Here is an 18464-nt window from a genome sequence, read left to right as displayed (position 1 = left end):
GAGATAGAGCGGTCCGCCGTTTCTATGAAACGGTGAAGCGCTCGAAGGCACGAAGACTTAAATGGCAGCCAAAAGCATCATCAGCCGGCCTGTTTACGGAACCTTGTCTCCGCAGCCCGGCAAGCATCATCTTTTTATCGCGGATGCGGAAGGGGCGCTGGCGATAGCGGAGATGGCCGGGAGGGCGCCGCCCGGGTTTTTCGACGACGCCGACATCGTCTTCATTCCCGGGCCTGACGGCAAACACACCGCAGCCCTCGAAGCGCTGAGACCGGTGCAGTTTCATCTGTCGCCATCCTTCGCCAGCCTGCTGCCACGGCTTAGGCAGACACTGGCAAATGCGCATATGGGCCTGCGCCTCTATCTCGCCGGCACTGAGGGCCTGATCGGCCAGGCGATGCAGGTGGCGCTTGAAGCCGGCATCGACCACACTTCGATCCAGACCGAGCACCGCGGTTCGCTGGCGCGGCGCATGCAATGCGTCCACTGCAAGGGCATCACCGAGAATGTGACGACGCAGCCGGCGACCTGCGCGCATTGCGGCCTGCTGCTTCTGGTGCGCGATCATTATTCCAGGCGCATCGCGGCGTTCCAGGGCGTCTGCATCAACGCCGAGGATCGCAGCGAGATTCCTCCGATGGAGGAGGTTTTCCGATGAGCGCCGGAACAACAAAACTCGATGTCGTGGTCAGCGACGTCGTCCCGGTCAACGACCTCGTCACCCGCTTCCATTTCCGCCGGCGCGACGGCGAGTTGCTGCCGACCTTTTCCGGCGGCGCCCATGTCGTGGTCGAGATGCGCGACGGCGAACGCACCAGGCTCAACCCCTATTCGCTGATGGGCTCGCCGCTCGACACGCGCGAATACACGATCTCGGTGCGCCGCGACGATGTCGGCCGCGGCGGCTCGCTGTTCATGCACCGGAACGTCAAGCCCGGCATGGAGATGGTGGTCAGCTATCCCGTCAATCTGTTCTCGCTCGACCTGCGCGCCAAAAAACATCTGATGCTGGCCGGCGGCATCGGCATCACGCCGTTCATGGCGCAGACCGCTCAGCTTGCGGCGGAAGGCGGCAATTTCGAACTGCACTACACCTGCCGCACCGCATCGCTCGGCACCTATGCCGATGTGCTGCGCGAGCGCTACGACCGACGGGTCAGGCTCTATCATGACGACCTTGACGAGCGCATCGAACTCGACCGGCTGCTGTCGACGCAGCCGCTCGGCACGCATCTCTATGTCTGCGGCCCGGCCGGCATGATCAACTGGGTGCGTGATCGCGCGGCAAGCCTCGGTTGGCCATCGGAAACCGTGCATTTCGAGCATTTCGCGGCCCCCCAGCCTGGCCTGCCTTTCGACGTGACGCTTGCCGTCAGCGGCAAGACGATCCGCGTCGATGAGCAGCAGAGCCTGCTGGAAGCGATCGAAGCGGCCGGCGTCGATCCGCCCTATCTCTGCCGCGGCGGCGTCTGCGGCCAGTGCGAAACCAACGTCATCTCTTGCGACGGCAAGTTCATCCACAACGACCACTGGCTGAGCGAGGAAGAGCACCGTTCGGGCAAGAAGATCATGCCGTGCGTGTCGCGCTTCGAGGGCCGGTCGCTGGTCCTGGAGCGCTAGGAGGAAATCATGGGCATCACCTTTCGCAAGGAAACGTTCCGCGACGACTTCACCTTCAGGAACAGCCCTGAGCACATCAGGCGCTTCCCGTTCCCTTTCCACGAAGACGCCTACATGTATGCGGTCAACATCGAGCCGCATGTCGTCGGGCCGAAAGGCAGCGTGCTGGAAAACCTGATCGACGTCGACGAGCACTATGTCGCCGAGATGCAGGACCGGGCGCTGGTGCTGGCCGAGGACCCGCTGCGCTGCCAGTCGCTGCCGCACATGACGCTGGCCGGCTGGGACCTGCTGGAACTGCTGATGGAGCAGCAGGCGCTGGGCTATCCCGAACATTTCACACTGACCCGCGACGGCGACCGCTGGCGCTGGATCAACCGGCCGCTCGGCATCGACGACACCTTCACCTTCGGCGACACCTCGACGCTGCCTTACGGCCCGATGGAGTACATCACCCGCCAGAGCCAGGGCGACTTCTGCATCCTCGACCAGCGCGACGGCAATCTGTGGATGGATGCCGGCATGGTCACCACCCAAGCCGACTGGTCGCTCGATTTCGACATCGGCATGAACTTTTTCGAATGGCACGCGCCGGTGCCGCTGGCGCATGAGAAGGGGATTTTTGTCAGGGCGCTGAAATTCCTCACCAACATCCAGCAAGGCAAGCCGGCCAGGCGCCTGAACTGGACGATGACCATCAATCCGCGCCTCGACACCAGCCCCGAAAACTATCACAAATGGGGTCCGGACCGGGCTACGGTGACGCCGGAGAATGTCGGCGACAAAGTGCATCTGCGCGTCGAGCTGCAGAGTTTTTGGCGCCTGCCGCGCTCGAACGGCATCGTCTTTCCGATCCGCTGCTATCTGATCAAGATGGATGAGCTGGTGACGCAACCAAAATGGGCCCGGCGCCTGCACCGTGTCATCCGCGACCTGCCCGACGAACTCGGCAACTACAAGGGCCTGACCCGATATAGGTCAACGTTGGTCGAGTGGCTGTCGAAGCTCGACGACGGCAGCCCGACGAGCCCTGGGTTCGGGCCGGATTGAGCGACGCCCGCGAAGCTGCCGATCTCCCCCTCGTGGGGGGAGATCGAGTCCCGCTCAACCCGCGCTCTGCGGATAGCAGATAATCGACAAATACCGCATCGGCAGTTTCGTCAGCTGTTCCGGCCCGTGCGGCGCGTCGGCGTCGAAGAACAGGCTGTCGCCGGGCTTCATCGGGTAGAGATTGCTGCCGTGCCGGTAAACGACCTCGCCCTCGAGCATATAGAGGAATTCCATGCCCTCATGCTGGAAGGTCGGAAACACGTCGGAATCCTCGGTCAGCGTGATCAAATAGGGCTCGACGACGACGCCGCTGGTGTTGGAGCCGATATGGCCGAGCAGATTGTACTGGTGACCGGCGCGCGTGCCGCGGCGCTCGACATCGAGGCCTTGGCCGGCCTTGACGAAAACGGCGCTGCGCTCTTCCTCGAAGCGGCGGAAGAAGGCTGTCACCGGGACGCCGAGCGCCCGCGACAGCGCCTGCAAGGTGGTCAGTGACGGCGAGGTGATGCCATTCTCGATCTTCGACAGCATGCCCAGCGAAATGTCGGTGGCGACCGCCAGATCGGCGACGGTGATGCCGAGCTTCTTGCGGAAGGCGCGCACCTCGCGGCCGATCGCCACCTCCAGCACCTTTTCGCGCGTGTCGCGAATGGCATGCGGGTTCTGCGTCAGCGGCGCGCGGATGGTTTTCCCGTCGGCCGAGACCTTTGGCTGCGGCTTGGCCTTTGCACCGGCTGGACCAGCCTTGGAATCGGAAACCTTCTTCGCCATGTCGCCCCCGGCACTCCTGCGGATTTATTTCACTCTAGGTGAACATGTCAGGTGCCGATACAGCAGCGCAACTGCGACGGCAAGTCGCCTGAAAGCACATGCGCACGATCCGGCGTTTGGCCGCGTCCGGTTTTTTGCGGGAAATCCACATCGGCGGAACGTTGTTTCCGCACCGGGCTGTTGACAGCACGAAAGGGCCAATTACTGTCCCTGTGAGTGAAATTTGTTTCGTAAGAGCAATTCCGGAAAAAGCGCATAGCGCTTTCCCCTTGGGAGTTGCGTCAAGGCAAAAGTCGAAACCAGATCGGGAGGCCTGCCATGAAAAGTCGCGTTGCCGTCATCGGAGCCGGCCCATCCGGCCTGGCACAGCTCAGGGCCTTCAAATCGGCGGCCGACAAGGGCGCCGACATTCCCGAGATCGTCTGCTTCGAAAAGCAGTCGGACTGGGGCGGCCTGTGGAACTACACCTGGCGCACCGGTCTCGACGAGCATGGCGATCCGGTGCACGGTTCCATGTATCGCTATCTCTGGTCGAACGGACCAAAGGAATGCCTGGAATTCGCCGACTATACTTTCGAGGAGCACTTCGGCCGGCCGATCGGCTCCTATCCGCCGCGCGCCGTGCTGTGGGACTACATCAAGGGGCGCGTCGAGAAATCAGGCTTGCGCAAATGGGTGCGCTTCAACAGCCCGGTGCGCATGGTGACGTTTTCGGACGAGACGAAGAAATTCACCGTCACCGCGCATGACCGCACCAACGACGTCACCTACTCGGAAGAGTTCGACAATGTCGTCGTCGCCTCCGGGCATTTCTCGGTACCCAACGTGCCCTATTTCGAGGGTTTCTCCACCTTCAATGGCCGCATCCTGCACAGCCATGATTTCCGCGACGCGATGGAGTTCAAGGGCAAGGATATCCTGATCATCGGCCGCTCCTATTCGGCCGAGGACATCGGCTCGCAATGCTACAAATACGGCGCCAAATCCATCACCTCCAGCTACCGCTCGAAGCCGATGGGTTTCAAATGGCCGGAGAATTGGAAAGAGGTGCCGCTGCTGCAGAAGGTCGTCGGCAAAACCGCGCATTTCAAGGATGGCACGACCAAGGATGTCGACGCCATCATCCTGTGCACCGGGTACCTGCATTCCTTCCCCTTCCTGACCGACGATCTGAAGCTCAAGACAGCCAACCGCATGTGGCCGCTCGATCTCTATGAAGGCGTCGTCTGGGAGAAGAACCCACAGCTTTCCTATATCGGCATGCAGGATCAGTTCTACACCTTCAATATGTTCGACGCGCAGGCCTGGTTTGCCCGCGACGTCATCATGGGCCGCATCAAGCTGCCCTCGGCCGAGGCGATGGCCGCTCACGGCGCGAAGTGGCGCGCGCGTGAGGAAACGCTGGAAGACGCCGAGCAGATGATCTGGTTCCAGGGCGACTACACCAAGGAATTGATGGACCAGACCGATTATCCCGGTTTCGACGTCGAGGCGGTCAACCAGACCTTCATGGAATGGGAACACCACAAGGGCGAAGACATTATGAGCTTCCGCGACCACGCCTACCGCTCGCTGATGACCGGCACCATGGCGCCGCTGCATCATACGCCGTGGCTGCAGGCGCTCGATGATTCGATGGAGAGCTATCTTGAGGTGAAGGGCGTTGCGGCGGAATAACGAGTGGGCGCCGTCAGGCCGGCGCCTCGACCCAACCGTGGCGACTCTCGCCATAGACAGACTGCGTCGGCGCCGGAAATGCCGGGTCTCCGAAGCAGCCGACTGCGACGGCTACCGCCGCCGGTTTTCGTGACGGATACCAGAAGACCGTTGAGCCGCACGTTCCGCAGAAATGAAAGGTGACGGGAAAGCCGCTGTCGGAATCGCGTTGGAATGTCTGGAATGAGCCGCTGATCTCGGTCTCGGCGGCATCGAAGAAAGCGGCGATCCCGAACGGAGTGCCGGTCCGCCGCTGACAGTCCAGGCAATGGCAAAGCGAGACCTTGGCCGGCTCTTGCGGGCAGCGGATCTGCAATTGGCCGCAGGTGCAGTGAGCGATCCGGCCAGTCATCATTCTCTCCTGTATCGGGGCGGCTAATCCTAACCCAGCCTTGCGCGCGCCTTCGCCGTCCAGGCGTTGAACAGCCGGTCGGCGACGATGCCGATGAAGGCGATGGCGAGACCGGCGACGATGCCGCGGCCGGAATCGGCCTTGGACAGCGCGATGAACACTTCCTGGCCGAGATCGCGGGTGCCGACCATGGCGCAGATGATGATCATTGCCAGCGCCATCAGGATCGTCTGGTTGACGCCCAGCATGATTTCCGGCAGCGCCAGCGGCAGTTGCACGCGAAAGAAGGTCTGGCGCGGCGTGCAGCCCGACACCTTGGCCGCCTCGATCAGCGCCGGCGGCACCTGCCTGATGCCGTGATTGGTGTAGCGGATCGCCGGCACCACGGCGAAGGCGATCGTCGCGATCATCGCGGTGACGTCGCCGACCCGAAACAGCATCACCACCGGGATGATGAAGCAGAAGGATGGCAGCACCTGCAGCGTATCGATGACCGGCGTGACGATCTTCTCGAACCGGTCGCTGCGCGAAGCCATCAGCCCGATCGGGATGCCGATCAGGCAGGCGATGAAGGCCGAAATACCGCAGAGATAGACCGTCGCCATGGTCTTTTCCCACAGGCCGGTGATGGCGCAGAAGGCGGTCAGCGCGGCGACGAGGACGGCGTGACGCAGGCCGGAGAGTTGATAGCCGGCAAGGCCGAGCAGGAAGACGGCGCCGAGCCACGGAAAGCCCTCGCAAAAGGCGCGCAGCGGGTTCAGCAGATTGAGGATGAGCGCCACGCGAAACGCTTCGATCGTGTCGAAGAAATTGATGGTCACCCAGTTCACCGCCGCCTTCCACAGCGGCGCCGTGGTGAAAGTGATCGCTTTCGGCACCACTGCCAAGGCCGGCACGAACAGACCGGACAGTGTTGTCACGACAAGGATGGCGATGGCCAGCGTCAGGTTGGGGTAGCGCCGCCAGAGGCTCGGGCTTACCTCCTGATGGACATGGCCCTTTGCTTGGCTGTGCGCGATGGCCTGGCTCAGCCGGTCGAGTGCGATGGCGAGTGCCACAATGGCAAGGCCGGCTTCCATCGCCTCGCCGACCTTCAGCGCGCGTAGCGCCAGGAGCACGTCGTAGCCGAGGCCGCCGGCACCGATCATCGAAGCGATGATCACCATGTTCAGCGCCAGCATGATGACCTGGTTGACGCCGACCATCAATGTCGGCCGCGCCGACGGCAGCAGCACCCGCCACAGTTTCTGCTGCGCCGTGCAGCCGGCCATTTCGCTGAAATCGTCGATCTCCGACGGCACCCGCGATAGGCCGAGCATCGTTGCTCGCACCATCGGCGGGGTGGCGAAGATGGCGGTCGCAATCATCGCCGAGACTGGGCTGTTGCCGAACAGCAGCAGCATTGGGATGAGATAGGCGAAGGTCGGGATCGTCTGCATCAGGTCGAGGGCAGGGGAGACGATGAGCCTTTCGGCCCACGGCTTGCGCCACGCCCAGATGCCGGCGAACAGCCCGGTGACGATGCAGAACGGCACGGCGATGGAGATCAGCCCAAGCGTCAGCATGGCGCTGGTCCATTGGCCGAACAGCGCGATGTAGAGGAAGCAGCCGCCGACCAGCAGGCCGAGTTTTCTGCCGCCGGCGGCATGCCCCGCGATGAAGGCGGCAGCGCAGACGCCGACCCAGGACAGCCGCGGCAGGACATAGGCTTCTGCGCCCCGACCGATCTTGAAATTCTTGGCCAGCAGATTGAGCGCGAAATCGAGCGGAACGCCGAGCACCGCGGTGATCGAGCGGGTGAGCCACGACAGGTTCGACTTGATCCAGCGCATCAGCGCGCTGACCCAATCGGCGACCGGCACGACGGCGCTGGCCGGATAATTGACCGCCCAGGACAGGCGGTCTCGCAACAGGAACACGACAAGCACGGCCGCGAGTGCCACCGCCCAGACGAGCAGCCAGACCTGAACCGGGCGCGACCGTGTTTCGCCGGCGCTTGCCGTCACCGTCATGTGCCGGCTCCGGAACGCTCAATGCCGGCCAGCAGATCGATCACCGCTTGCGGCGTCACCTCGCCGATCGGCTTGCCGCTGCCGTTGACGACCGCGAACGGCTTGTTGGCGGCAACGATGCTGGCGGAAAAGCTGGATATCTTGGCCTCCGGCGCCACCGTTCCGCCGTGCTCCGAGCCGTCGCAGGCGCGCATCAGGCTGCGTGCCGAGATCACCTTGGCGCGGTCGACGTCGCGGGTGAACTCGGCGACGTAGTCGGTCGCCGGATTGACCACCAGTTCCTCCGGCGTGCCGATCTGGATGACCTCGCCATCCTTCATGATGGCGATGCGGTCGGCCAGCCGGATGGCCTCGTCGAAATCATGGGTGATGAAGACGATGGTCTTGTGCAGCATCATCTGCAACCGCATCAGCTCGTCCTGCATCTCGCGGCGGATCAGCGGATCGAGCGCCGAGAACGGCTCGTCGAGGAACCAGATTTCCGGTTTTGTCGCCAGGCTGCGGGCGATGCCGACACGCTGCTGCTGGCCGCCGGACAGTTCGCGCGGATAGAAATGCTCGCGACCCCTTAAGCCGACAAGCTCGATGACCTCGCGCGCCCTTGCTTCGCGTGTCGCCCGGTCCTGCCCCTGGATGCTGAGCGGGAAGGCGATGTTCTCCAGCACGTTGAGATGCGGCAACAGCGCAAAATTTTGGAACACCATGCCCATGCGGTGTCGTCGCAATTCGATGAGTGCTGCATCGGAGGTTTTCAGCAGGTCATTGCCCTCGAATTCGACCTTGCCGTGGGTCGGCTCGACCAGCCTCGACATGCAGCGCACCAGCGTCGACTTGCCGGAGCCCGACAGGCCCATGATGATGAAAATCTCGCCCTGGCGGATTTCGAGGTCGACGGCGCGCACCGCGCCGACCAGCCCGGCAGCCGTGACGTCGGCTATGCTGGCCTTGCCGTCACGTTCGCGGATGAAATTGGCCGCGTTCGATCCGAACAATTTCCAGACATTGCGGCAGGCAAGCTTTACCGGACGGGCGTCTTTTGGCGCGCCCGCCGTGTTTGGCTCCTGTTCAGTCCTGTCCGTCATTCGAACGTCCCTCTGGAATATCAACAAGTGAGGCCCGGCTGGTCAGCAGCCGGGTCTCATTTTTCCAGTCGGAACGATCACTGCGCCCAGGCTTTCCAGTCGGCCTCGTGGGCGGCGATCCAGGCAGCTGCGACGTCCTCCGGTGTCTTGCCGCCGAGATCGATCTCGCCGCTCATCTTGTTGAGCTCATCGGTGTCGATCGTGTAGGCCTTGGCCACCTTGTAGGCGACCGGCCATTTGTCCTTCATGCCGGACCAGGAGTATTTCCAGATCTCGCCATGCGGCTTGCCGCAGTCATATTTGGCGTCGGGGTTCACGCCCCATTTCGGGTCGTTGTAGCACTCGGGCGTGTATTCCGGGAATTCAACCCACTCGCCCTTGTATTTGGCAGGCGCCCAATGCGGCGAATAGATCCACAGCATGATCGGCGCCTTGCGCTGATAGGCGGAATCGAGCTCGGCGAACATCGCCGCGTCGGTGCCGGCATGGATGACGGTGAAGGGCAGTTTCAGCGCCTCGACGCGCTCGTCGTCAAAGCCTTCCCATGTCACCGGGCCGCCGAGATAGCGTCCCTTCGGTGCGGTCTCCGCCGTCGAGAAGGCTTCGGCGCATTTCGGGTCCTTCAGCGCTTCCCAATTGGGCAGGCCCGGGCATTTCTCCTTCATGTATTCCGGAAACCACCATTCTTCCTTGGCCTTGGGTCCGAGCTTACCCAGCCGTTCGGTCTGGCCGGTCGCATCGGAGGCCTTCATGGCTTCGCCGGCGGTCGTGTCCCAGAACTCCAGGCCGACATCAAGATCGCCATTGGTGAGGCCCGTGGTCAGGCTGGAGAGGTAGTCGGCCGTGGGATACTCGACGGTATAGCCGAGCTTTTCCAGGATACCGCCAAGGATCTTGGCGTTCAGATTGACGCTGGTCCAGTCGAACAGCGCGATCTTGATCGGATCGTTGGATTCTGGTGCGGCGGCTTGGGCGGAAGGTGTCAGTGCACTCGCCGCGGCGAGTGCGAAGGTTCCCATTGTTAAGTTCGAAATCACACTGCGAAGTGACATGCTTGTTCTCCTTCAAGCTGTGAAAATTATCGTTCGTTCCCTTCTTGCGGCTTTTCTTGATTGTGTTGGAAAGGCTGGTCTTTGCGCAAGGCCGTCGGCGCCAGATTGTTGCCCCGGCTTTGGCCGACGCAGGCAAGATGGTGCTCAATTCTAGTGATGATGGAACAGGACTGCAGTGTCGGCGTCATGGTTGCCGACGGATCGCTGCGGGGGCGGTCATCTGCGGATCGATTGCCAGTCTTGCGGCGCCTTGCAAGGTGCGAGCCATCAAGGTCTCATGTTCTCGGCTGTCGACCCGGCAAGCGCCATCTCGCCAAGCCAGTTTCATGGGATGAAATTATATATATCAAGGTTCATGTCGCGCAACGACTAACACCGCGCGAGGCGTATAAATTCAGACTGCAGGCGAAGTTGAACCTCTACCAGCAGACGTAGCCGCCATCGACAATCAGGTCGAGGCCGGTGACGAAGCTCGCTGCGCGGCTGGCCAGGAACACCGTCGGTCCGACCATTTCCTCCGGCGCCGCCATCCGCCCCATCGGCGTGTCGCGCTTGAAGATCTTCACCTCTTCGGCCACCTCAGGCCGCTTGTTCATCGGCGTCAGTGTGTAGCCCGGGCTGACGACATTGACGCGCAGGCCGCGATCGGCCCACTCCATAGCGAGACTCCTGGACATGTGGATGACGGCGGCCTTCGAAGAATTGTAGTGCGCCTGCGTCAGGCCCCGGTTGACGATGGTGCCCGACATCGAGGCGATGTTGATGATCGAGCCCTTGCCTCGCACCAGCATCTTGCGCGCTTCGGCCTGACAGGACAGGAACACGCCGGCGACATTGACCTCGTGCACCTTCTGCCACGTCTCCAGCGGCATCGTCTCGGCGGGTTCGGAGCCGGCAATGCCGGCATTGTTGACCGCAACGGTCAGCGCACCGAGTTCGCTCTCGACTCGATCGATCGCCGCCGCCAGATCGCTCTGCGATGTCACTGTACCGTTCAGCACCAGCGCCTTGCGGCCGAGTGCCGTGATCCGGTGCGCCGTTTCATCCAGCCCGCCTTTCGACGCATGACCAAAACAGGCGATGTCGGCGCCTGCCTCGGCCAGCCCGATCGCGATGGCCTGGCCGATGCCGCTGCCGGCGCCGGTGACCAGCGCGACATCGCCATCCAGCTTGAAAAGATCCATCGAGTGTCCTCCCTGTCCCAGGGAGGGTATGCGCTGACCCGTGCTTCGATCAAGCGCCCGCGCGCAAGCGGCGTCGATGCCTAGAAATAACCGCTCGACGCGGCCGTGGCTTCCTTCGGGATTTCGACGCCATCGACCAGGATCTTGTCGACCAGCTCGTGGTGGAAACAGACCAGCCCCTTGATGCGCTCCGCCTCGTGCACCGGCTCAGGATAATACCAGACGAGGTTCTCGTGACGCTTGGCCTTGGTCGTCACGTGATAATAGTTGGAGATGCCCTTGTAAGGACAGCGCGAGATGTAGCGGCTGGGCGCGAACATATCGAGCCGCGTGTCGGCGATTGGCAGATAGTGGCGCACTGGATGGCCGGTCTCGAACAGGAACACGCCGCGGCGTGAATCGGCGACCTGCTCACCATCGAGGATGACCTGCACGCGCCGCGACGACGGCAGGCAGTCGACGCGGCGGAAGGGATCGCGGGCGTGGACAAAGATCTCCTCGTCCTCCTCGAACCAGTGCCCCATCTTGCTCCAGGTGAACGACATGTAGTCCGATATCGGCGGACAGCCCTTGACCGGATCGAGATAGCGCCAGGCCGCGTCCTCGACCAGCGTGATGCCGGTGTTGAGCGAATAGTGGGTGGCTGTGCCCTTGAATGGGTCCTCTGTCGTGGTCTTGCTCGGCAGCAGGAACTCCTCGCGAACGTCGCCGATCGGAAAATAGTAGACCGGCAGATGATCGGATTCGTAGAACACCAAGGCGTTGGTCGTATCGGCCACGGTCATTGACCCCACCTGCACACGCAGGCGCTTCTGCGTCGGCATGGTGAAGGCTATGTAGCCCGGCTCGAAGTCGTACTGCACGATGCTGTCGAGCAGCGGAAAATGCGGCCCGCGGCCGCGCAGATGAGGCTTGCGAATGGTAGTCTCCCGTTTAGTTTCTTTTGTCATCGGGCGTTGAGGCACGATCAGCTCAGGGACACGCGATCGAGCAGCAGGCCGGCGGCGATCGGCGGCAAGCCGCTGACATTCTTGCGCACCGGCACCAGCAGATCGGGAAAATAGCTGAAGATGACAGGCGTCTCGTCGAGCAGCAGTTTCTGGATGTCGGAGGCGGCAGCGCGTTGCGCGCCGACATCAAGCGCCTTGAGATAGCTGGTGACCATGCCGTCATAGGCCGGGCTCTTGAAATGCGCCGCATTCCACGGACCGTCGCTGACCAGCGGGCTCTTCAGGAAGACGTTCGGCACGCTGCGATGGGCGTAGTCGGTGATGCCAAGTGGGCTGTCCAGCCAGTCCGACTGGCCGAACACCGCCTTGCCGTAATATTTGTCCTGGTCTTCGATGTTGAGCGAGATGCGGGCACCGATTCCCTTGGCGAAATTCTGGAACAATTGCGCGTAGCGGGGAATGTCGGAATAGCGCAGCGTCGTTAGCGTGATGTCGAAACCACTGGCAAGGCCCGCCGCCTCCAGCAACTGCTTGGCCTTGGCGATATCCTGGACGCGCTGCGGCACCGTCTTGTCGGTTGCGGGGAAAGCGGGTGCGAAGGGGCTGTCATTGCCGGTCGCCGCCATGCCGCGGCACAGCCCGTCGACCAGCTTGGAGCGGTCGATGCACAGCGCCAGCGCCTGGCGCACGCGCTTGTCGGTGAAGGGGCCGGTGTCGCAGCGCATGTGAAGCTGCCGGTGCGCGGTCGAAGCGACACGCAGCACCGTGATATCAGGACTGTTCAGCACCACCTGGCTTACATCGAGCGGAACGGCGTCGAGGATGTCGACCTCGCCGGCCTGCAGCGCCAGGATGCGCGGTTGCACGTCGCCGTAGAATTTGAATTCGAGCCGGTCAGGCAGCGCCTTCTCGCCCCAATAGTCGGTATTGCGGATGAAGGTCGCGCCGACCTTTGGCGTGTAGGTCTCCAGCCGGAATGGCCCGGTTCCTTCGAACGTCTTTTCGTAGTCGCCCTTGTAGCTCGCCGGCAGGATGACGGCGTTGTAATTGTCGATCGACACCGAATAGGGAAAGCTGCCATTCGGCGCATCGAGATGGAAGGCGACGGTGTGGTCGTCGACCTTCCGGGTGCCGCCTTTCGACAGCAGCCCCTTGAACACGGAAAGTGCATTAGAAGCGCCTTTGGGGTCGGCCAGCCGGTCGAAGGTCGCGACGACGTCGTCGGCCTTGAAATCCTCGCCATTGTGGAATTTCACGCCCTTGCGCAGCTTGAACGTCCAGACGCTGCCGTCCTCGTTCGGCGCCCAGCTCTCCGCCAGCACCGGCTTCAAGGTGAGGTCCGGCTGCGTGATGCAGAGAAATTCGGCGGTCTGGAAAACCAGCTGGTAGCTGCCGCTGTCATAATAGGTGACGGGATCGATGGCGCCGCCCGGCGTCGCCACGCCGGCGCGCACCGTGCCGCCCGGCTTGCCCTCCGCGCGTGCTTGCTGCGTGCCGAGGCCGGCGGCCGCGACAAGGCTGCCCAGGAACGGCAGTGAGAGACCAAGCACGCTGCCATGGCGCAGGAAGTCGCGGCGGTCCATCCTGCCGGCCAGCAATTCGTCGACAGCGGAATTTTCGATTGCAGTGAGCGTTCTGCGAGCGTTGTCGATCATCCGGAAATGCTTGGGCATGGCTGGATTCCTCGCGTGTCTTGGGGTTCGGCCATCTAGTTCATTGTTGACTGCCGCCGGAAAGCGATATTTTTTGATAGGGGTCATCGAAATTTTCGATGCAGAGGTGGGCATGGACACTGAAAATCTGCGCAGCTTTCTCGAAGTCGCCACCCATGGCAGCTTCACCGTCGCAGCCAGCCGGCTCAACCTCGCGCAGTCCACCGTCAGCGCACGGATCAGGGGGCTGGAGGAGCAGTTGGGCCGCCGGCTTTTCGTGCGCGACCGCGATGGCGTCACGCTGACGCCGGCCGGCCGGCAGTTCCTGCCACATGCCTCTTCCATCACCCGCACCTGGGAGCAATCGCGGCAGGACATCGCCGTTCCCGATGGCTACGAGACCTTGCTGCGGCTGACCGCGCCTGCCTATCTGTGGGACCGCATCACCTCGCCATGGGTCGAGTGGATGCGCGCCAGGCGGCCGAACGTGGCGCTGCGGCTGGAGGGCAGCTTCCCGGACTCGGCGATCGACCAGCTGGCGGAAGGCCTGCTCGACATCTGCATCCTCTACCTGCCGCGACCGCATCCCGGCATCGTCTACGAAACGCTGGCGGTCGATCAGGTCGTGCTTGTCCAGCATGCCGCGCAGACCAGGCCGTGGACCGAAAACTACATTCTGATGGATTGGGGGCTGGAGTTCCGCATCGAGCACGACCGCGCCTTTGCCGGCATGGTCAAGCCCGCCATATCGGCCGGACTGGTCTTCATCGGGCTGCAGCACGTGCTGTCACAGCAGGCCGCCGCCTATCTGCCGCTCAGCGCCGTCAGCGGTCATATCGAGCGCGGCGAGATGCGGCGCATCGACAATACGCCGGTGTTCCAGCGGCCGATCTACCTCGCCTATCCCTCGAACCCCGCCTCGTCGGATGTTCTGGATGTCGCGCTCACAGGCCTGCGCACGCTGGCCAGAGACTGGGCCGAAGGGCAGGGCTTTTCGGAAGGCGACCGTGCTCTCAGCATGGCCGGCCAGATCTGACCGGCCAAGCCACGCGGGTGATGGTGACGCTCGCTATGCCGGCTCGGTCACGGCCGCTCTCTGCAGCCTGGCCAGTTCGGCATATGGAATGTGGCAGCGGATCGAATGGCCGGGCTGGGCCTCGCTCAGCGGCGGCTCCTGCTGTTCGCAGATCGGACCGATCTTGCGCGGGCAGCGCGTGTGGAACACGCAGCCCGACGGCGGATTGGTGGCGCTCGGGATTTCGCCGTCGAGACGAATGCGCGCCGTCTCGGTCTGGTCGAGTTTGGGCACGGCCGACAGCAGCGCTTCTGTGTAGGGATGATGCGGCCCGGAAAAGACTTGCTCCGACGGTCCGAGCTCCATGATGCGGCCGAGATAGAGCACGGCGATCTTGTCGGAGAGGTAACGCACCACGGCCAGATCATGCGAGATGAAGATGTAGCTGACGTCTTCCTTCGACTGCAGGTCGGCGAGCAGATTGAGGATGGCCGCCTGCACCGAGACGTCGAGCGCCGAGGTCGGCTCGTCGCAGACGACGATGCGCGGGACGCCGGCGAAGGCGCGGGCGATGGCGACGCGCTGCTTCAGGCCGCCGGACAGTTGGCGCGGTTTTACAGCCAGATGCCGGTCCGTAAGCCGCACCGAGCGGACAAGGTCGTTGAGACGAGCCTCCAGCGCCTTGCCGGAGAGGCCCGCCAGCCGCTTTAGCGCGCGTCCGATCAGATGCCGGATCGAATGCGATCGGTTGAGTGCGGAGTCCGGGTTCTGGAAGACGATCTGCATCGCCTTGATCTGGTCGTCGCTGCGGTTCTCCAGCCTGGGCGCCAGCGCCTTGCCTTCCAGCTCGATCGTGCCGCCTGCGTCCGGCGGCACAAGGCCGAGCAGCAGCCTGGCGAAGGTCGTTTTGCCGCTGCCGGATTCGCCGACCAGCCCGAGCGTTTCGCCAGGCCGCAGGTCGAGGGACACGTCCTTCACGGCGCGCAGTGCATGGCCATGGCTGGCATAGGTCTTGTTCAGCCCGGTGACGCGCAGCACCGGCGCTGCCGCCGCCCTTGGTACAGGCGCCACATCGCTCGGTGTCGCACGCGGCAGCGCCTGCGCCTTGTCGTGATGAAAGCAGCGCGACAGCCGGCCGCCCAGATCGTAGAGCGGTGGCAATTCGCTGCGGCAGCGGTCGTCGGCGAGCGCGCAGCGATCGGCGAAGGCGCAGCCCTTGATGTCGACCCCGATGCCGGGAAGGAAGCCGGGAATGGTATCGAGGCGGCCCTGGTCCTTGCGCTGGCCCCCGCGCGGCAGGCAGCGCAGCAAGGCTACGGTGTAGGGATGGCGCGGGTCGTTGAAGACGACCTCCGTCGGCCCTTCCTCGACCAGCATGCCGGCATAGAGCACGCCGACGCGGTCGCACATGTTGGAGACGACGGCGAGGTTGTGGCTGATAAACAGGATCGAGGCCGACAGTTCTTGCCGCAGCTGTGCGATCAGGTCGAGCACTTCGGCCTCTACCGTCGCATCGAGGCCGGTGGTCGGCTCGTCGAGGATCAGCATCGAGGGATCGTTGGCCAGCGCCATGGCGATCGCCACGCGTTGCTGCATGCCGCCGGAAAGCTGGTGCGGGTAGCGCTGCATCACGCTCATCGGATCGGAGATGCGCACGCGATTGAGCATCGCAATCGCCCGGTCGGTGGCCGCTTGTCCCGAAATACCGCCGAGTTCAAAAATCTCGGTCAACTGACGGCCGACGCGGATCGACGGGTTCAGCGCCTTGCCCGGGTCCTGATAGACCATGGAGACGCTTTCGGCCCGCGCCCGCCTGAGCGCCTCGGCGTCGAGTTTCATCACGTTCTGGCCGTCGAGCGATATCGTGCCGCCGGTGATAGAACCGTTTCTCGGCAGATAGCGCACCACCGTAAGCGCCACGGTGGATTTGCCGCAGCCGGATTCGCCGACCAGCCCATAGGCTTCGCCCTGGCCGATGGTGAGGCTGAGGTTACGCAGCACGGCGCGGTTGCGGCCGGCGACGCGGTAGGCAACCGAAAGATCGGTGACTTCGAGTGCGTTTTCGGCCTTGGCGGAGTTAGTCATTGAGCGCTCCGTGAACGCCGTCGGCGGCCAGATTGACGCCGATGACCAGCGAGGCGATGGCGAGCGCATCGAACAGCACCGTCCACCAGAAGCCGCCGCCGATCATGCCGTAATTGTTGGAGATCGACAGCCCCCAGTCGGGAGAGGGCGGCTGGATGCCGAAACCCATGAAGGAGAGCGTGGCGACGGCGAAGATGGCATAGCCGAGCCGCACAGTGGTTTCGACCAGGATCGGCGGAATGACGTTGGGCAGGATCTCGACGAACATCGTATGCAGGGCACTTTCATGCCTTAGCTGCGCGGCAGCGACATAGTCGAGTTCACGCTCGGCCAGCACCGCGGAGCGCACGGTGCGCGCGATGATCGGCGCGAAGCTTAAGCCGATGACAACGATGACCGTCGTCTTCGAGGTACCGAGCGCAACGATCGCCAGCAACGCAACGATGACCACCGGGATCGCCATGAAGGCTTCCAGGATTCGGCTGACGACATCGTCGACGAGGCCGCGAAAATAGCCGGTGACGAGGCCGAGCGCCGTGCCGGCCACTGTCGCCAGCAAGGTCGCCAGCGGGGCGACGGTCAGGATGTCGCGCGAGCCGACGATGACGCGCGAGAAGACGTCGCGGCCGATCTGGTCGGTGCCGAACCAGTGTTCGGAAGAAGGCGGCGCCAGCGCGTTGATGATGTCGTCGGCGAGCGGGTCGTAGGGTGCGAAGTGCTCGCCGAACAGCGCGCAGGCAACCCAGAACAGCACGATGGCGAAACCGACAAGGAATGTTCGCGAGCGCAGCAGCGAGAAGAAGACCTCGGCCAGCGGGCCGCGCGGGCGCGTGTCGTCGGGTGTCGAGGAGGTGGTCTGGATGGTGCTCATTGGTCTGACCCCAGCCGGATGCGCGGATTGAGCACGGAATAGAGGAAGTCGGCGACAAGAGTGGCCACGGCATAGACGATGCCGATGGTGAGGATGCCGGATTCCAGCATCGGGAAATCCTTGCCGCGCGCGGCAGTGAAGATCAGCGAGCCGATGCCCTGGTAGCGAAACAGCGTTTCGATGACGACAAGGCCGCCGATGAGGTAGCCGGTCTGCGTGGCGATAACGGTGATGGTCGGCAGCAGCGCATTGCGCAGCACATGGCGCCAGATCACCGTGCGCCAGGGCAGGCCCTTCAGCACGGCCGTTCGCGTGTAGTCGGAATCGAGCGCTTCGATCATGCCGGAGCGCGCCATGCGGGCGATGTAGCCGAATAGCACCAGGAACAGCGGCAGCGACGGCAGGATCAGGTAGTAGAGCTGCGTGAAGAAGCCGGCGTCGCGCGGCCATGCGGCCGATATCGGCAGCCAGCGCAGCCAGACACCAAAGATCAGGATCAGGATGATGCCGGTGACGAATTCCGGCAGCACCGTCACCGACAGACCGCCGAGGCTGATGATGCGGTCGAGCGGGCGGTTGAGGTTGAGCGCGGCGACGACGCCGCCGAGGATGCCGATCGGTACCACCAGCACGAAGGCGACCGCCGCCAGCTTCATCGAATTGCCGAGCGCATCGATGACGAAAGGCGCGACCGGCGAGCGGAAGATGTAGGACGTGCCCATGTCGCCCTGGACGAAATTGGAGATCCAGCCCCAGTACTGTGCCAGCAGCGGGCGATCGACGCCGAGCGTGTGATTGAGCGCGTCGACCGCGCGCTGGTCGGCGAATGGACCCAATATGGCGCGCCCGACGTTGCCGGGCAGCACCTGGCCGCCCAGGAACACCATGATGCTGAGCAGGAACAGCGTCACCAGCGACAGCGAGACACGCCGGGCAAGGAAGGAGAGAATGGCTAAGACTCCTTGTGGAGCCAGCCCCATGCGGGAGCTGGCTGTTAGAGGATTGGCTTTCCCTTTGAGCATGATCCCGAAAAGTGGGGACCGGTTTTCGGA

16 protein-coding genes are annotated in these 18464 nt (G+C 63.2%); 5 read left to right on the top strand and 11 right to left on the bottom strand.

Features of this window, described 5'->3' with window-relative positions:
* The first annotated feature begins 61 nt into the window (after positions 1-61).
* From RPF88_RS15275 to RPF88_RS15265, 3 genes are read left to right on the top strand one after another with little or no spacing between them, the layout of a single operon-like run.
* Complete coding sequence (locus RPF88_RS15275; protein ID WP_063167619.1) at positions 62-658, top strand: dimethylamine monooxygenase subunit DmmA family protein; 597 nt, start codon at positions 62-64, stop codon at positions 656-658.
* Positions 655-1620, top strand: a complete 966-nt coding sequence (locus RPF88_RS15270) for a PDR/VanB family oxidoreductase (protein ID WP_063167620.1) — start codon at positions 655-657, stop codon at positions 1618-1620. The genes RPF88_RS15275 and RPF88_RS15270 overlap by 4 nt, the downstream gene beginning before the upstream one ends.
* Before the next feature lie 9 nt (positions 1621-1629).
* Positions 1630-2670 carry a heme-dependent oxidative N-demethylase family protein gene (locus RPF88_RS15265; RefSeq protein WP_063167621.1) on the top strand — a complete coding sequence of 347 codons (1041 nt, stop codon included), beginning with the start codon at positions 1630-1632 and terminating at the stop codon, positions 2668-2670.
* Between the two features lie 54 nt (positions 2671-2724).
* Here the strand turns inward: RPF88_RS15265 and RPF88_RS15260 are convergent, their stop codons facing one another.
* A complete protein-coding gene (locus RPF88_RS15260) occupies positions 2725-3441 on the bottom strand; it encodes a helix-turn-helix domain-containing protein (protein ID WP_013532893.1) in 717 nt (238 codons plus the stop codon).
* Between the two features lie 318 nt (positions 3442-3759).
* Here RPF88_RS15260 and RPF88_RS15255 point away from each other — a divergent pair, with 318 nt between their 5' ends.
* Positions 3760-5118, top strand: coding sequence for an NAD(P)-binding domain-containing protein (locus tag RPF88_RS15255; protein ID WP_013532892.1), 1359 nt, complete (start codon positions 3760-3762; stop codon positions 5116-5118).
* A gap of 13 nt (positions 5119-5131) precedes the next feature.
* Here RPF88_RS15255 and RPF88_RS15250 read toward each other — a convergent pair whose 3' ends face one another.
* The 7 genes from RPF88_RS15250 to RPF88_RS15220 all read right to left on the bottom strand — a co-directional run bounded on the left by RPF88_RS15250 (position 5132) and on the right by RPF88_RS15220 (position 13462).
* Entirely contained in the window at positions 5132-5509 is a 378-nt protein-coding gene (locus tag RPF88_RS15250) for a GFA family protein (protein WP_063167622.1), read from the bottom strand.
* 29 nt (positions 5510-5538) lie between these two features.
* A complete protein-coding gene (locus RPF88_RS15245) occupies positions 5539-7521 on the bottom strand; it encodes an ABC transporter permease (RefSeq protein ID WP_337122663.1) in 1983 nt (660 codons plus the stop codon).
* Positions 7518-8603, bottom strand: coding sequence for a quaternary amine ABC transporter ATP-binding protein (locus tag RPF88_RS15240; protein ID WP_063167624.1), 1086 nt, complete (start codon positions 8601-8603; stop codon positions 7518-7520). The genes RPF88_RS15245 and RPF88_RS15240 overlap by 4 nt, the downstream gene beginning before the upstream one ends.
* Positions 8604-8680: 77 nt before the next feature.
* On the bottom strand, positions 8681-9655 hold the full coding sequence (locus RPF88_RS15235) for an ABC transporter substrate-binding protein (RefSeq protein WP_027163833.1): 975 nt from the start codon (positions 9653-9655) through the stop codon (positions 8681-8683).
* 419 nt (positions 9656-10074) lie between these two features.
* Positions 10075-10839 (bottom strand): SDR family oxidoreductase, encoded by a 765-nt coding sequence (locus RPF88_RS15230; protein WP_013532887.1) that lies wholly within the window; start codon positions 10837-10839, stop codon positions 10075-10077.
* 80 nt (positions 10840-10919) lie between these two features.
* Positions 10920-11789 carry a DUF427 domain-containing protein gene (locus RPF88_RS15225; RefSeq protein WP_063167625.1) on the bottom strand — a complete coding sequence of 290 codons (870 nt, stop codon included), beginning with the start codon at positions 11787-11789 and terminating at the stop codon, positions 10920-10922.
* Between the two features lie 17 nt (positions 11790-11806).
* Entirely contained in the window at positions 11807-13462 is a 1656-nt protein-coding gene (locus RPF88_RS15220; RefSeq protein WP_063167626.1) for an ABC transporter substrate-binding protein, read from the bottom strand.
* Between the two features lie 112 nt (positions 13463-13574).
* Here RPF88_RS15220 and RPF88_RS15215 point away from each other — a divergent pair, with 112 nt between their 5' ends.
* On the top strand, positions 13575-14477 hold the full coding sequence (locus tag RPF88_RS15215; protein ID WP_063170184.1) for a LysR family transcriptional regulator: 903 nt from the start codon (positions 13575-13577) through the stop codon (positions 14475-14477).
* 33 nt (positions 14478-14510) lie between these two features.
* On the opposite strand, the gene RPF88_RS15210 is transcribed toward RPF88_RS15215, so the two are convergent.
* Genes RPF88_RS15210 through RPF88_RS15200 form a run of 3 tightly spaced genes read right to left on the bottom strand, consistent with a single transcriptional unit; the run spans position 14511 to position 18392 of the window.
* Positions 14511-16541, bottom strand: a complete 2031-nt coding sequence (locus RPF88_RS15210) for a dipeptide ABC transporter ATP-binding protein (protein ID WP_063167627.1) — start codon at positions 16539-16541, stop codon at positions 14511-14513.
* A complete protein-coding gene (locus tag RPF88_RS15205) occupies positions 16534-17412 on the bottom strand; it encodes an ABC transporter permease (protein WP_027163828.1) in 879 nt (292 codons plus the stop codon). The genes RPF88_RS15210 and RPF88_RS15205 overlap by 8 nt, the downstream gene beginning before the upstream one ends.
* Complete coding sequence (locus tag RPF88_RS15200) at positions 17409-18392, bottom strand: ABC transporter permease (RefSeq protein ID WP_181172681.1); 984 nt, start codon at positions 18390-18392, stop codon at positions 17409-17411. The genes RPF88_RS15205 and RPF88_RS15200 overlap by 4 nt, the downstream gene beginning before the upstream one ends.
* Positions 18393-18464 lie beyond the last annotated feature (72 nt).

This window comes from Mesorhizobium sp. ISC11, assembly GCF_037162595.1.
Classification (GTDB): Bacteria; Pseudomonadota; Alphaproteobacteria; order Rhizobiales; family Rhizobiaceae; genus Mesorhizobium; species Mesorhizobium ciceri.
This window is presented reverse-complemented; position numbering and strand designations above follow the sequence as displayed.

Bases quoted from the DNA above. Each gene is read 5' to 3' on its own strand.
- RPF88_RS15245 (WP_337122663.1), bottom strand. From the start codon at position 7,521: ATGACGGTGACGGCAAGCGCCGGCGAAACACGGTCGCGCCCGGTTCAG.
- RPF88_RS15235 (WP_027163833.1), bottom strand. From the start codon at position 9,655: ATGTCACTTCGCAGTGTGATTTCGAACTTAACAATGGGAACCTTCGCA.
- RPF88_RS15205 (WP_027163828.1), bottom strand. From the start codon at position 17,412: ATGAGCACCATCCAGACCACCTCCTCGACACCCGACGACACGCGCCCG.
- RPF88_RS15260 (WP_013532893.1), bottom strand. From the start codon at position 3,441: ATGGCGAAGAAGGTTTCCGATTCCAAGGCTGGTCCAGCCGGTGCAAAG.
- RPF88_RS15270 (WP_063167620.1), top strand. From the start codon at position 655: ATGAGCGCCGGAACAACAAAACTCGATGTCGTGGTCAGCGACGTCGTC.
- RPF88_RS15225 (WP_063167625.1), bottom strand. From the start codon at position 11,789: ATGACAAAAGAAACTAAACGGGAGACTACCATTCGCAAGCCTCATCTG.
- RPF88_RS15220 (WP_063167626.1), bottom strand. From the start codon at position 13,462: ATGCCCAAGCATTTCCGGATGATCGACAACGCTCGCAGAACGCTCACT.
- RPF88_RS15230 (WP_013532887.1), bottom strand. From the start codon at position 10,839: ATGGATCTTTTCAAGCTGGATGGCGATGTCGCGCTGGTCACCGGCGCC.
- RPF88_RS15275 (WP_063167619.1), top strand. From the start codon at position 62: ATGGCAGCCAAAAGCATCATCAGCCGGCCTGTTTACGGAACCTTGTCT.
- RPF88_RS15255 (WP_013532892.1), top strand. From the start codon at position 3,760: ATGAAAAGTCGCGTTGCCGTCATCGGAGCCGGCCCATCCGGCCTGGCA.
- RPF88_RS15210 (WP_063167627.1), bottom strand. From the start codon at position 16,541: ATGACTAACTCCGCCAAGGCCGAAAACGCACTCGAAGTCACCGATCTT.
- RPF88_RS15250 (WP_063167622.1), bottom strand. From the start codon at position 5,509: ATGACTGGCCGGATCGCTCACTGCACCTGCGGCCAATTGCAGATCCGC.
- RPF88_RS15240 (WP_063167624.1), bottom strand. From the start codon at position 8,603: ATGACGGACAGGACTGAACAGGAGCCAAACACGGCGGGCGCGCCAAAA.
- RPF88_RS15200 (WP_181172681.1), bottom strand. From the start codon at position 18,392: ATGGGGCTGGCTCCACAAGGAGTCTTAGCCATTCTCTCCTTCCTTGCC.
- RPF88_RS15265 (WP_063167621.1), top strand. From the start codon at position 1,630: ATGGGCATCACCTTTCGCAAGGAAACGTTCCGCGACGACTTCACCTTC.
- RPF88_RS15215 (WP_063170184.1), top strand. From the start codon at position 13,575: ATGGACACTGAAAATCTGCGCAGCTTTCTCGAAGTCGCCACCCATGGC.